The sequence below is a fragment of the Devosia sp. MC521 genome (genome assembly GCF_014127105.1).
In the GTDB taxonomy this organism is placed as follows: domain Bacteria; phylum Pseudomonadota; class Alphaproteobacteria; order Rhizobiales; family Devosiaceae; genus Devosia.
The window spans coordinates 1,448,918-1,463,252 of the sequence record NZ_CP059902.1 but is presented as its reverse complement, the minus strand read 5'-3'; the positions used below and the strand labels follow the sequence as shown (position 1 = coordinate 1,463,252).

Here is a 14,335-nt window from a genome sequence, read left to right as displayed (position 1 = left end):
TTTATGTCCATCGACGGGTCAAGGCCGCCGCGAACGAACTATTCTTTCAGCGACCTAGGCCGCTGTTCCTGAACGCTTGTGGCGTGCAAGAAGTTTTTCAAAACCGGCAAGAAACGCAGTCACGTCCTCGCTTGTGGAAGTCCAGCCAAAGCTGACGCGCAGGGCACATTCGGCCAAAGCCTTAGGCACGCCCATTGCTGCTAGAACATGGCTAGCGCCGACTTTGCCTGACGAGCAGGCCGAGCCGGACGAAATTGATAGACCCATAAGGTCCAAGGACATCATCGCTGTGGCATTGCCGAGACCGGGTACAGCAAAGTTGACCGTATTACCGACGCGCTGAGCAGTTTGCCCGAAGATTACGACCTCTGGCGCAAGCGCCTTCAGTCCGGCCTCAAGCTGGTCGACGAGCGCCAACATGCTCTGCGCATCATATTCACTTGCGGCCGCTGCCGCGCCAAAAGCTGCGATCAGCGCCGTTGGCTCAGTACCACCACGACGCCCCTGCTCCTGACCACCACCCGGAATCAACCGCACGGTGTCGGCGTGGCCTTTGACCAACAACGCACCAATACCGACAGGTGCGCCAATCTTATGGCCGCTTATAGCAACCATATCGGGAGCCGATGCGGCAAAATCCAGATCAATCTTGCCGTAGGCCTGAACCGCATCAATAAAAAGCGTGTGACGGGTTGGCCCCACCAGAGCACTAAGCCGGCCAATTGGCTGAACTACGCCGGTTTCATTGTTCACCCAATGAAACGCTGCAAAGAGCGTGATGTTTTCTGCATCCGCACGAGACAAAAACGACTGCAGTTGATCGAGATCAATGTTGCCGTCTTCTTTTAGCCCTACGGTCCACACAGGCAGGCCCGTGGCCTCAACTGCCTTGAGGACAGCAGCGTGCTCCCCCATGCTGGTGACTATGGCGCCTGCCGAAAAAACCTTTGTTCCGGCCATGATAGCCTGCGTAATGGCTTCGGTAGCGGAACTTGTGAAGACGACTTGACGGCGCTCTGCACCGGCCCGCGCAGCCACTTGTTGACGACCAGTCTCCATCACATCGCGCAGCGCGCGACCATGGGTGTGGACCGATGAGGCATTGCCGGTGAGCGCAAGCGCAGACAACAAAGCGTCTCGCGCTTCGGGGCGAAGCGGCGCAGCTGCATTGTGATCAAGATAGACCGAAGGTCTCGTCATTACGCCTACCGGACACAGTGTCCGACACCTTTATATAGAGCCAAACCGCAGCATAGAACGCATATGCGGCCAAACACGTCTTGAAATTGAAGGCCCAACTTCATTACAAGGGGCGCTCAAGCGCGCCGTTCTGCGGCGCACAATCGAGTTTCGAACCATTCTAAACTGATTTTTCGACCCATGTTTTAGGGAGAGCACCGCGCTTAGTCAAGCTGCGTGAACTCCTTTTGAAACGTCCGAAACGTCACTGTGACAGAGCCGGAAAGGCCGGATTAATCCTATGCCAGAAGTGATCTTTAACGGCCCAGAGGGCCGCTTGGAAGGCCGTTACCAGCCAGGTAAGGAGCCAAACGCTCCAATCGCCATCCTGCTTCATCCGCATCCGCAGTTCGGCGGCACGATGAACAACCAGATCATCTACAACCTGTTCTACATGTTCGTAGAGCGTGGTTTTGCGGTGCTCCGCTTCAATTCGCGCGGCGTCGGTCGGTCGCAGGGCGCATTCGACCACGGTATCGGCGAATTGAGCGATGCGGCGGCCGCTCTCGACTGGCTGCAGACCATCAACAGAGAATCACGCGGTTGCTGGATCGCCGGTTTCTCCTTTGGTGCGTGGATCGGCATGCAGTTGCTGATGCGTCGCCCAGAAGTTGAAGGCTTTATCTCGGTGTCCCCACCGGAAAACCTCTATGACTTCTCGTTCCTCGCCCCCTGCCCGTCTTCGGGTCTGATCATCCATGGTGATAAGGACCGTGTGGCCCCACCTGCTTCGGTGCAGAAGCTGGTGGACAAGCTCAAGACCCAGAAGGGCATCACCATTGAACAGCAGATCGTGGAAGGGGCTAACCACTTCTACGAAGGCAAGATCGATGAACTGACCGAACGGTGCGCCGAGTATCTCGACCGTCGTCGTCAGGAGATCGCGGACGGCGGCGGGCGCTAAACTCAGTAGCGCAAAGAGGCGATCGCCTCACCACGGTGTGCCCTGAGTGGGCACGCCGTCATCATTCCCAGACGCCAGATCATACAACTCCGCACTGGCGGCACTTGGATCGCAAAATGAGCAAGTACACTTCCGATTTCCTGCGCACCCTTGATGAGCGCGGCTTCATCCACCAGATTTCCGACGCTGAGGGCCTTGATAAGCTCTTCGCCACCGAACAGGTCACCGCCTACATCGGCTTTGACCCAACCGCGTCGTCGCTGCACGTCGGCAGCCTGATCCAGATCATGATGCTGCACTGGCTGGAAAAGACCGGTCACCGCGCTGTTGCCCTGATGGGCGGCGGCACCGGCATGGTCGGCGACCCATCGTTCAAGGACGAAGCGCGCAAGCTGATGGGCACGGATATGATCCAGTCGAACATCGACGGGATCAAGCAGGTGTTCTCCAACTATCTCGACTTCTCTGAAAAGTCGCTGATGGTGAACAACGGCGAATGGCTCTTACCGCTCAACTACCTCGAATTCCTGCGCGACGTTGGCCAGCATTTCTCGGTCAATCGCATGCTCAGTTTTGACTCGGTCAAGCAGCGTTTGGATCGCGAGCAGTCGCTTTCGTTTCTAGAATTCAACTACATGATCCTGCAGGCCTATGACTTTGTGGAGCTCAACCAGCGCTACAACGTTCGCCTGCAGATGGGCGGTTCGGATCAGTGGGGCAACATCATCAACGGGATCGACCTCGGTCACCGTATGGGTACGCCACAGCTTTACGCGCTGACCTCGCCTCTGCTGACGACCTCTTCGGGTCAGAAGATGGGCAAGTCGATGAATGGCGCGATCTGGCTCAACCCAGACATGCTCTCGGCCTATGATTTCTGGCAGTACTGGCGCAACACTGAGGACGCTGACGTAGAACGCTTCCTCAAGCTCTACACCACCCTGCCGCTCGACGAGATTGCAGGCATTGTTGCTGGCGACATCAACGAAGCCAAGAAGCGTCTTGCTTCCGAAGTCACCGCCATGCTGCGCGGCAAGGCTGCGGCTGACGAAGCTGCCGAAACCGCTCGCGCGACATTTGAAACCGGTAAGCTCGACCTCTCGCTGCCGACTGCTGAAGTGGCAGCGGCTGAATTGGCTGCGGGTATCGGCGTGCTCAACGCACTGGTTAAAGCTGGCCTCGCAGCGTCCAATGGCGAAGCCCGCCGTCACATCACCTCTGGTGCAGTGCGCGTCAACGATGCCGTTATCAGCGACGAAAAGCTGATGCTGGGTGACGATGCCCTGCTTGAAGAAGGCGTGATCAAGCTTTCCGTCGGCAAGAAAAAGCACGCACTGATCAAGCCGGTTTAAGTCGGTCTTTTACAACGAGTTTGAAGGGCGTCTCTCGGGACGCCCTTTCTTTTTGGGCTCAGTTTGCTGGTGGCAGTTCGCGTGAGCGGAACTCGAAGAACTCGCGCAAGAACCCCGGTGCCAGAACGCTCAGCGGGTTGATAACAAAGTTCGGGCTATCGAGCGCGCCATTGACCGCAAAAGTGACGCCCACGAGCCCTTCGCCTTCGCGGCCACCGAGGAACTCGCCGATGATCGGCAACTGCTGGAATACGTTGTTTAGGCCAAAGAGCGGGACGTAAGTGCCTGTGAGATCCCACTGGCGGCGGTCGGTGTAGATAAAGCCCCGCATAGTGCCGCCGACAGTCGCGCCCGCCAGGACCGCATTGCCCACTTCGACACGGTCGCGCTTACGAACGAAGTCGACCTGCGATGCGGTAAAGTCGAGACGGTTCTGCGTGGCAATAGCACTGCGCGAGTCTGAGTGATTGCCCAGCACCTGCACAACCTTGTCTTCATCGACGATGGCGAAATTGCGCATGATCAGCTGCCCGACTTCTTGATCAAGCTGCCGATCAGTGGTCATCACCAAGCTACCCGAGCCCCCGGCGAGCTGGGAGTAGATGCCGAGCAATCGCAATATCGTCCCGGCGTCGTTGAAGGCCACTGTCAACGTGCGCCCGTTCGGAGCGGGATTGGTCGTGATGGAAATGGCATTGCCTTCAGAGAACTGCGCTGCCAGCGTTGCCCCGCGCAGATCGGAACCACGCAAGAGCATGTCCACATCGAGATTGAACGCCGTCACGGCATAATAGCCAATGGCGCGATCGAGCTCGATATCCATCGAAATGGGCGCGCTCACCTGTGTCGCTTCCACGCCGCCCGAGCCCTGTTCAAGGCTGAAGAACCGTCCAAGAACAGGTTTCAGATCAAGCTGTTCACCGCGTACGCGGACGGCAAACCCATCCTCAAGCGGCGTCAGACGGACACTGGCGCTATCGCCCTTGCTGAGCTGGAAGGTGCCGAACTCGGCCGATTTGAGCGCTTGTTGTGCGTCAAGCTCCAGCGTCCCGGCGAGCCGCACATCGTCAAAGGCCAGCACGATGTTTTCGAGCCTTGTGCCTTGCGAGCCCAGCCGAACAATGGCGCTCAACGTGCCCGCGCGACCGATGGACTTATAAATCCCCAGATCGCGGACATTCACCCCCGCCCCTTCAAGATCGACCGTGAGGTCAATCGCGCCATCCGAGAGTGGGCTGGCGATGAACCGCACTGTCCCTTCCAAGAAGGCTGATAGATCAATGCCCAGCTTGCCAATGTCGTCTATCGAGACCGTCGAGGCCACTTGCAGCGTGGGCTCTGAGGTGGGCGTGCCTTCGACCAGAATATCGGCCGGCATGCCATCGATATTGGCGGAGCCGTTAAACCGATAGGCGTGTTGGGTCGCCGCGATCTGGAGTTCGGCATCCCGAATGACGCGCCCTTCGACGGGACGGCTGCTGCCAAAGCGGCTCAACCCGCCATTGATTACGTAGTCGACCTGTTCGGGCTTATCTGGCGCCGTGATCAACGTCGTCACTACGTTGACATCAACTTCACCAGACAGGGTTTCAATGTCGAGCGGCAGTTGCAGCTGCTCCAAAATCTGGGGTCGATGCGCCTTGGCAAAAGCCACAACGGAGGGAATAGCGCCGAGCACGTCGCCGGAAAGTTCCATCACCGTCTGGTCGGGCGACGAGTTATCGAGCACAAAGCCGGGGTTGATTACTTCGATGCTGCCCACATCAGTGGCGACGCTGACGAGGCCCCCCGAATAGGACACCACAGCATCATCAATAGAGATGCGAGACGTGCCAGATATGTGGATCGGCTCCATGCTCGGCAGCGGTCGGGCGACCATGCCGGTGCCGCTGAGCATGACCGAAATGCTGTCCTCAGGCAGTGGTGCATTGCCGCCCGGCGCGCCAATCGTGCCGACGGGGAAGTTGAAGCGCATCTGCGTGTCGAGAACCTGACCCGCCGACACGTTCTGCAAAACCCAATCCCTCGCCTCAGGGGCCGTGATGTAGGGCCACAGCCGCGTCATGTCCTCAACACTGAAATCGTGCCCAGTCAGCGACAGATCAATGCCCGTGCCGCTCTGCAGCATGTCAGCGCGACCCGAGAGGGAGAGTTGCCCGTCGCCCTTGGACACCGTCAGTTGATCGATACCAACAGCGCCATAGAGCCCCGCGGACCAGCCGTAGAAATCGATGCGATCAAACGGCTGCTCCATTTTGGGCAGATCACTGGGGTTGATGAACACATTGCGCGCTGAAAGCGCGATCCCCGTGGTCGAACCGAACTGCTTATCGAGCCCCAGCGCGATAACGCCATAAACACTGGCCGTGGTGTCCCCGACCTGAATTGTGCCTTCCTGCAGCACAAAGCGCCCTTCGCTAGGTTTCCAAACCACATCGAAAATCGAACTGACGATCGGATAGCTGTCAGTGCCGATCTTGAGGTCCAAGCCGGTGAGGTCGAGCTTGAATTCGCCCCCGATTAGCTCCCCAACATCGGGCGTGAAGGTCACATCGAGCGACAGCGCCCCAGTTCCCCGCAAGGCCACCAGAGCGTCCTGTCCGTCAAGGACAGGTAGGATATTGGCGTAGTCGATGTTGGTCACATCGGCCTGCAAATGCCTGGTGCCGTCTTCTGCCAACATCCTTGTCAGCGCCACATGCACCTTCCGTCCGGCGATGGTCGCGGAAATCTTGCCCTCAGTGCGCTGTGCATTGCCAGGGACCGGCGCGATATCGACTTCAACATTTTCTAATCTGCGGAATAGGCCGTTGACGGGGTCCAACATCGCGACCTCGCCACCCCGAATATAGAGACGCGAAAAGCGGCCTTGCGCCGTCTGCTCGACAAGGTCTGAAATCGCGGCTTCCGCCGCTTCCAGATTGTAAATCAGCCAATCATTGTCCGAACGCATGGGCGGGGCAGAGCTTTTCTCGGTCTGCACGCCCTCAGCATCGATCTCGATGGCCGGAAACCGGTCGGCGCCCTCCATCACGCTGATGGTCGGCAGGCTGTCTTCTGAAAGGCCGTGAAATTCGAGTTCCACCAGACGCGGCCCGTGCAGGTCCTGCACCATCTCGATATCTGGCCCGACGATGCCAATGGACGCGCCGGGCTGCCCAAACAGCGCTCGGGCGGGTGAGAACCCCACTTCAATAGCATCAACGGCGATATGGGTGCCCGATTTCCTGTCTGTCAGCCGGACCGGCGCGAACCGAATGACGGGCCAAACTCCGTTCTCCAACCCCAGTGCCATGTCGCCGATTTCGATATCGGTATCGGGGCCCATGGCGTTCTGCACAAACAAGCGCACGGCGGGTCCGGATAATGGCAGGCTGATCGGCGTCGCCAACAGCACCAGATAAAGGATCAGGGATAGCGCGCAGGGAATACCCAGAAGCCAGACGAGACTCTTGGTCGCCTGTCGAGCCCAGGCTCGTGGCGGCGAGGATGGCGATGGTTTCGGCGCTTCTGCAGAAATGATCGCGTCACTCACTATTGTCCCGAACAGCCTTGGCGTGCCCGGAGAATCAATGCCCTAAAGGCGTTTCATTGGGAGATGATACCGGCTGCAATGTGGCCTCGACACCCTCTCAATCGCTACATCTTAGGAGTGCCTTATGACTGAATTGAAAATCGGAGACGCGGCACCAGATTTTGCCGTGGAGCGCGATGACGGCACCACCGTCTCCCTCGCCGATTTCAAAGGGCAGCTAGTGGTGGTCTACTTCTACCCAAAGGACAACACCCCCGGCTGCACCACCGAGAACAAAGACTTCTGCGTCATGGCCGATGCGTTTGCCCAGCGCGGCGCGGTGCTGCTCGGCGTTTCGCCAGACACCGTCGCGACCCACCAAAAGTTTCGCGCCAAGCACGAACTCGCTCTGCCTTTAGGGGCTGATCCCGAACGCAAGATGATCGAGGCATTTGGCGTGTGGCAGCTCAAAAAACTCTATGGCAAAGAGTTTATGGGGCTCGTCAGAACGAGTTTTATTATTGATGGCAATGGAAAAATTGCACGCATCATTCGCGCCACAAAAGTCGCGGGCCACGCCGAAAAGGTTCTTGCCGAACTCGACGCCGTACTGGCCCAATAAAGCCCCACTAACATAGGTTAGTATTTTTTAACGACAATCGTTCATCTTGAGTAAAACCCGTTTTACTTGAGGCATTTGCGTGAGCACGGCAGGAAAGCACCGAGAGTTGCGCGCACGACCCACCCCCCGAGCGGGCGTGTCGTCAAAACTGTTCTACGGCATGTTTGCCGTGCTCTTTGCGACCAATGCCGCAACTGGCCTTGCCTTCTACATGTCGGGCGATCTCACCCGCATCTTGGGCGAGCAAAACACCAGCGTCATCTCTGCTTACGAGGACCGACTGAGCCAGATGCGGGTCGAAATCGACCGCCTGCACTCTCGCGTCTACGCCCAGGCGGGCGACATCAACATGCAATTGCAGGAAGTCGTGCAGCAGCAAGATGTGCTGCTGGAACAGCAGCAATTGGTGCGAGCACTCGTCGATAAGGCCGGGCAGATGGGCATTGCCTCGCTGCCGGTGCCAAGCCTGCCAACGCTTGGCGATCCCACAGATCTGCTCGCCACCACCGACGCGCTCAATCTCATGCTCACGGAAACCGACGCGGTGATGACCTCAATCGCCGACACCGCCAGTAGCAGGACAGAGACCATCGCGAGTGAGTTGAATTCATTGGGTATTTATCCCGGCCAACTCTCCTCAGATCTCTCGATTGGCGGACCGCTCCTTCCGGCGGCTTCAGGGCCTGAATCCCGCGATATGTTGATTACGGCCAATCATGTGATGTCGGCATTGCTGCGCTACAACACGGCGCGCACCAGCCTCGAACAGGCCCCGGTTCACCTGCCTCTCGCCGAAAATTCCTATCGACAGAGTTCGGGCTTCGGCAATCGCTCCGATCCGTTTACGCGCGCACCGGCCTTCCATTCGGGGTTGGACTTTGCAGCGCCAACCGGCACCACCGTGCTCGCTGCGGGAGAGGGTCGCGTGATTTTTGTCGGCAGCAAGTCCGGCTATGGCAAAACGGTGGAGATAGAACATCCCTCGGGCCTATTGAGCCGCTATTCCCACCTCTCGGCCTATCTGGTCGAAATCGGCCAGGATGTCAGCACAGGGCTCCCTATTGCCAAAGTTGGCTCTACCGGTCGCTCCACTGGTCCGCACTTGCATTTTGAGGTGAGGAAAGGCGACCAAGCCTTAAATCCGAAACGCTTTTTAGACGTCGGCAACCGGCTACGCGCACAATTAGGATAGAAAAAAGGCCCGGTCTCCCGGGCCTTTCTCATCATCTTGTTTAGTCAGCGGTCACGTCAGTCGCAACGCCAACGCGCTGCGCCAAGGCGGCTTCCATGAACTTGTCAACGTCGCCGTCCAGAACCACATCCGGCTGGCCGCTTTCGACGCCGGTGCGCAGATCCTTGACCATCTGATAGGGCTGCATGACGTAAGAGCGGATCTGGTGCCCCCAACCGATATCGGTCTTGCTGGCCGCCTGAGCGTTCGCCGCTTCTTCGCGCTTCTGCAATTCCTGCTCATAAAGACGCGCCTTGAGCATGTTCATCGCCGTCGCACGGTTCTTGTGCTGGCTCCGTTCTTGCTGACACGCCACAATGATGCCGGATGGCACGTGGGTAATACGGATTGCCGAGTCCGTGGTGTTAACGTGCTGACCGCCGGCGCCCGATGCACGATAGGTATCGACCTTGAGGTCGCTTTCACGAATTTCAATATCGATATTGTCGTCGACCACTGGGTAAACCCAGCAGCTCGAAAAGCTCGTATGGCGACGCGCAGCGGAGTCATAAGGGCTGATGCGGACCAGACGATGAACGCCAGACTCCGTCTTCATCCACCCATAGGCGTTGTGGCCCTTGATCATAATCGTTGCCGATTTGATCCCAGCTTCTTCGCCATCGTGCATTTCGATGACTTCAACCTTGAACTTACGACGTTCAGCCCAGCGCGTGTACATGCGCAACAGGATGTTCGCCCAGTCCTGGCTTTCAGTGCCGCCAGCGCCGGAGTGGATTTCCACATAGCAATCGTTGGCGTCGACTTCGCCTGACAGCAGGGTTTCAATCTGCGTCCGGCGAGCAGAAACCTTAAGCTCGAGCAGGGCGTTTTCAGCGTCACGGATAATATCCGCATCGCCTTCCATTTCGCCCATTTCGATCAGCTCGACATTGTCGCGAATGCCGGCTTCGAGTTCCTTGACACCCTTCACCGCGACATCGAGCTCATCGCGCTCGCGCATGGTGACGCGCGCCTTGGCGGGGTCGTTCCAAAAATCTGGTGATTCAGTTTGCGCTGTTAGCGCATCGAGACGGAGTTCTGCTGTATCCCAGTCAAAGATGCCTCCTCAGCAGGCTTAGGACCTGCTTGATTTCGGCGACGGTCTTTTCGATTTCCGCGCGCATGGATATTCCTTTATTACGTGCGCTCCGTTTAGCGGACACGCACCAATCGATCAACCTTGTGAGGGTGTTTCCCTCAGCGTTGCAGCTTCTTAAATCGCCGCAAAGCCGCATCCCGCTTGAGCCGCGAGACCTTATCGAGGAAGAAAATGCCGTTCATTTGATCAATCTCATGCATGGCAACGCGGGCTTCAAAGCCTGAGAGCGCCGTTTCGTGGCGCACACCGGCCGCATTGTCATAGCCAATGACGCATGAGATGGGGCGCACCACCTCCACCTCAATACCCGGCAGCGACACCGAACCCTCGGTACCGAGCTCCGCCTCATCAGAAGCGCTCAGCACCTCCGGATTGTAGAGAAGCCGATAGTCCCTGCCCTCAACCGAGCCAAAGCTCACCACAACCACCGGAGCCACATCGCCAATATGCACGGCGGCCAATCCATAGGCCCGATGCTCGGCAGCTGTGGCCTTCAACGTTTCGCCGATCGCGATCAACGCGGTGTCGACAGGGCGCGGCGCCGCGCGTTGTGCGAAACGAGGGTCTGGATAAAATAGAATTTGCGCAGGTTTGGTCATAAATCTCTGCTAATCGAAACCGTCTCGACCGCATAGCTTGAAACTTGTTTCCGACGCTGCTAGGTCGACATATGGCTGGTCCCGTAGCTCAGCAGGATAGAGCACAGGATTCCTAATCCTGGGGTCGTGGGTTCGAATCCCGCCGGGATCACCAAAGCTTCAATGACATGTAGGTTAGCATTTCAGCCAGTTCAGGTTTGAGTGACCCTGCGCCGTATCTCCAAAGTTGTGTTCGGTCTACGTCTCAGGAAGCGCTGTGATTTCAGTGTCCTAGTCAACTGTTGCGCGTGAAAAGATGTGCCCACAGTTGCGCCGCAGGTAAGAATTGGGCTCCTCCTTTCAATACAACGCGAGGCATTGAGGGAGAGTTTGGTCGATCACAACTGAACTGCCCCTTCAGCTTCCGTTCATAAGCTTGGGCTCACATTGCCTCCAGACAACGAGGAGGAGACCTCAAGTGACGAAGACCTTTATCGCCAAAATCGCTCTTGTTTCCACTTTACTGATCATTCCCGTAACCGCCGCCCAAGCCTATGTCATCCACAGCGTCAACGGCAAAAACTGGGTGACCTGCGACAACGGCCAGAATTGGTCGATGAATGGCGGAACGACGCCGATCACCCATGTCCAAGCCGCCCGTGGCTGCGCCAAGTTTGTCAGTACCATTGCCGCGCCACCAGCTGAGCCGACTGAACCAGGGGAGCGTGCCGACGAGGCCGCGAAATCAACCACCAAGTAAAATGAGCTCGGAAACGCACGAACCGGCCCATCGCTGGCACATGCGCTTCCCCGCTCCTCTCCCCTTGTAAGGTGCAGTTGGCACAATCAACACTGAGGCCTGGGTAGCCCCCGGAATTCCAGCCCACCTGGCGTTTCTCGTGGGCGTCGTGTTCGATTGAAAACATACCGAGGCCTCGCCGACCGCGCTGCGTTCAGTGCCGCCTATGCGGGGCTGAGCCACACAGTTCGTCGCAAGTAGACGGAAAACAAAAATCACATCCAAAGAAGATGACGAGCCACAGTAATTTACCACCTATTAACGCGATTCATGGAAGCAAGTTGACAGATCAGAGCACGCAAGTGCTTCAGGCGGCATCACTAGCCTAAAAGACTAACCCCTGAAGACCTTGGGCCGTAATCGGGTCAAGAACGGCCAATAGGGCCCGTCAAGTTCAGTCTTTGAACGAGACGTCAGGGCATGCATGAGAGATGAAGTTCTCCAATTTAACTATACGCACCAAGCTGATGGCAGGTGCAGGTGTTATCATCGCTTCCAGTTTGGCAGTTATCGTGATCGGGGGCACTTCCCTGATGTCCAACGCCGCACGGAGCGAAGCAGAGGCGCAGGCACGCGCCCTCATGAGCTCGTATACAGAGATGGTCGAAGGCGAGTTCAGCTCGCTCATCGGCACAGCCCGCGGGTTGAGCGCTGCAGTTGAAGGAACGATTGAGCACGCTCAGTTTAGCCGCGACCAGCTCGGAGAAATGGTCAAATCCGTTGTCTCGTCGAACCCTGCCCTCACCGGCATGACGCTCGCCTTCGAGCCCAATGCGCTCGACGGCAATGACGCCCAGCATATCGGCCATCCCTATTCTGATGCGACCGGCCGTTTCGTTCCGTATTTCACGAACAGCGAAAACGGCTTGCAGACCGAACTGCTCGACATGTCGCCGGAGAACGGCACGGAGAGCTGGTATGATATGCCACTGCGGGAAAACCGCGATCTGGTGACCCCACCCTACGCCTATCCAGTCAATGGGCAGTCCATTCTGCTCAGCACCTTCACTGAAATCATTCGGAAGAACGAGAAACCAATCGGTATTCTCACGGCGGATCTATCGCTCGATACGATTGGTCACCTGATCGGCGATATGAAGCCTTTCGGCACCGGCCGCATTATGCTGGTCAGCCATGACACGCAGTGGGTGGCCCACTGGGACCCCGCGCAAGTCGGCCAGATGATGCCGCCGGCATTTGCTGCCGGCATGTTGGGCGAAGCCATGGTCACCACTGGCCAAAGCTATATCGACCCGACCGGCACCGAGCTCTTTGCCATTGCGAGCCGCGTCAAGTTTCCGGGAGTGTCCGAAGAGTGGACGCTAATCATGGAGATCCCGACGGAAACTATTTACGCCTCGATCAACGAAACGCGTAATCTGGCGCTGATCGCATCGGTCGTCCTGCTGATCATAACCTTGGCACTCGTGCGCCTGGGTGCCGGTATGATTGCCAAGCCGATTGTCCGCATGACTGGGGTTATGCGTGAGCTCACCGAAGGCAAGTATGACATCGAAGTTCCCTATCGCGACGGTGGGGACGAAATTGGCGGCATGGCGCGTGCGGTAGAAGTCTTCCGCGAAAACGGCCTCAAAATTAGCCAGATGACCGAAGCAGAAGCCGCGCGCATCATTGCCGACGAGCAGAGCCGTCGCGATATGATGACCGATCTGCAGGCGGCCTTCGGCGAAGTGGTGGATGCCGCTATCGCCGGCGACTTCTCCAAGCGCGTTCATTCCCAGTTCCCAGATCCTGAATTGAACGGCCTGGCAGGCAGCATCAATTCGCTGGTCGAAACCGTGGATCGTGGCATTGGCGAAACCGGTGTCGTGCTCGGCGCTCTGGCCCGTACCGATCTGACAGTTCGCATGTCGGGCGACTACCGCGGTGCCTTCGCCAAGCTCAAAGAAGACGCGAACGCCGTCGCCGAAACACTGAGCGACGTTGTTAGCCAGCTCAAGCACACCTCGCAGTCGATCAAGACGGCGACTGGCGAGCTTCTCTCTGGCGCAAACGATCTCTCCGAACGGACCACCAAGCAGGCTGCAACCATTGAGCAAACCTCTGCGGCGATGGAACAGCTCGCGCATACGGTCGTTCAGAGTGCTGATCGCGCCCGCGATGCCAACCAAGACGCGCAGCTGGTCACACGCACTGCCGAAGAAGGCGGTGAAGTGATGACCAAGGCAACCTTGGCCATGACCCAGATCTCGACCTCTTCGGCCAAGATTTCCAACATCATCGGGCTCATCGACGATATCGCCTTCCAGACCAATCTGCTGGCGCTGAACGCTTCGGTTGAAGCGGCACGTGCTGGCGATGCGGGCAAGGGCTTTGCTGTCGTGGCTGTCGAAGTCCGCCGTTTGGCTCAGTCTGCTGCCCAGGCGTCTTCCGACGTCAAGGCCCTGATCGAAGCGTCGGCCAATGAAGTCACCGTGGGCACGCGCCTTGTCGATGAAGCCGCTGGCAAGCTTGCCTCTATGGTTGAAGCCGCCAAGTCCAACTCGCGCCTCATGGACAGCATTGCGCGCGACAGCCGCGAACAGGCCTCGGCCATTGAAGAGGTGACCATCGCCGTCCGCCAGATGGATGAGATGACCCAGCACAATGCGGCGCTTGTTGAAGAAACCAATGCTGCGATCGAACAGACCGAAGCGCAGGCGAATGAGCTGGATCGCGTTGTCGCGGTTTTCCGTACCGACGCCCGTGCTCGCACCTCCGCAGCCGCTCCGGCGGCTCCTGCAGCGCCTGCTGCCCGCCCCCAGCGCCGCAATCAGCCATCTGCCGCTCAAACCTATCTCAGTCGCGGCAATACCGCTGTAAACTCGGATTGGGACGAGTTTTGAGGTTGGAACCAGCAAGGGGCTAACCCTGCAACGACGATAGCGTTCAAGGGCCGGAGCACCAAGCTTCGGCCCTACTTCATTGGAGAGCCCCTACGATGGGCGCCTTCCATCAGTTGGGCACACCCTACCCTATCCCCCCTCGCCCATCTCC

General features: G+C 57.9%; 10 protein-coding genes and 1 tRNA gene. 7 read left to right on the top strand and 4 right to left on the bottom strand.

Annotated features, from left to right (window positions below):
- Window positions 1–54 precede the first annotated feature (54 nt).
- Window positions 55–1,200 (bottom strand): aminotransferase class V-fold PLP-dependent enzyme, encoded by a 1,146-nt coding sequence (locus tag H4N61_RS07045; protein WP_169194076.1) that lies wholly within the window; start codon window positions 1,198–1,200, stop codon window positions 55–57.
- Between the two features lie 280 nt (window positions 1,201–1,480).
- Here H4N61_RS07045 and H4N61_RS07040 point away from each other — a divergent pair, with 280 nt between their 5' ends.
- Both H4N61_RS07040 and tyrS read left to right on the top strand, forming a co-directional pair.
- On the top strand, window positions 1,481–2,143 hold the full coding sequence (locus tag H4N61_RS07040) for an alpha/beta hydrolase (protein WP_169194077.1): 663 nt from the start codon (window positions 1,481–1,483) through the stop codon (window positions 2,141–2,143).
- 116 nt (window positions 2,144–2,259) lie between these two features.
- Window positions 2,260–3,495 carry a tyrosine--tRNA ligase gene (gene tyrS, locus H4N61_RS07035; protein WP_169194078.1) on the top strand — a complete coding sequence of 412 codons (1,236 nt, stop codon included), beginning with the start codon at window positions 2,260–2,262 and terminating at the stop codon, window positions 3,493–3,495.
- Window positions 3,496–3,553: 58 nt separating this feature from the next.
- Here the strand turns inward: tyrS and H4N61_RS07030 are convergent, their stop codons facing one another.
- A complete protein-coding gene (locus H4N61_RS07030) occupies window positions 3,554–7,030 on the bottom strand; it encodes a hypothetical protein (RefSeq protein ID WP_182395561.1) in 3,477 nt (1,158 codons plus the stop codon).
- Between the two features lie 124 nt (window positions 7,031–7,154).
- Between H4N61_RS07030 and H4N61_RS07025 the strand changes: the two genes are divergently transcribed.
- Window positions 7,155–7,631 (top strand): peroxiredoxin, encoded by a 477-nt coding sequence (locus tag H4N61_RS07025; protein ID WP_182395559.1) that lies wholly within the window; start codon window positions 7,155–7,157, stop codon window positions 7,629–7,631.
- Between the two features lie 136 nt (window positions 7,632–7,767).
- Entirely contained in the window at window positions 7,768–8,823 is a 1,056-nt protein-coding gene (locus H4N61_RS07020; protein WP_169194081.1) for a M23 family metallopeptidase, read from the top strand.
- Between the two features lie 40 nt (window positions 8,824–8,863).
- Here the strand turns inward: H4N61_RS07020 and prfB are convergent.
- Both prfB and H4N61_RS07010 read right to left on the bottom strand, forming a co-directional pair.
- A protein-coding gene (gene prfB, locus H4N61_RS07015; protein ID WP_169194082.1) for a peptide chain release factor 2 occupies window positions 8,864–9,986 on the bottom strand; the annotation gives its coding sequence in 2 pieces (ribosomal slippage) (window positions 8,864–9,916 and window positions 9,918–9,986; 1,122 coding nt in all).
- Window positions 9,987–10,059: 73 nt separating this feature from the next.
- The gene (locus tag H4N61_RS07010) at window positions 10,060–10,560 is read right to left on the bottom strand and encodes a peptide deformylase (RefSeq protein ID WP_182395557.1); all 501 of its coding nucleotides are present in this window, start codon (window positions 10,558–10,560) and stop codon (window positions 10,060–10,062) included.
- A gap of 77 nt (window positions 10,561–10,637) precedes the next feature.
- Between H4N61_RS07010 and H4N61_RS07005 the strand changes: the two genes are divergently transcribed.
- The 3 genes from H4N61_RS07005 to H4N61_RS06995 all read left to right on the top strand — a co-directional run bounded on the left by H4N61_RS07005 (window position 10,638) and on the right by H4N61_RS06995 (window position 14,184).
- Window positions 10,638–10,714 (top strand) — tRNA-Arg (locus tag H4N61_RS07005).
- A 303-nt stretch (window positions 10,715–11,017) separates the two neighbouring features.
- Window positions 11,018–11,299 carry a hypothetical protein gene (locus tag H4N61_RS07000; RefSeq protein WP_169194084.1) on the top strand — a complete coding sequence of 94 codons (282 nt, stop codon included), beginning with the start codon at window positions 11,018–11,020 and terminating at the stop codon, window positions 11,297–11,299.
- 470 nt (window positions 11,300–11,769) lie between these two features.
- Window positions 11,770–14,184 (top strand): methyl-accepting chemotaxis protein, encoded by a 2,415-nt coding sequence (locus H4N61_RS06995; RefSeq protein WP_248306578.1) that lies wholly within the window; start codon window positions 11,770–11,772, stop codon window positions 14,182–14,184.
- Window positions 14,185–14,335 lie beyond the last annotated feature (151 nt).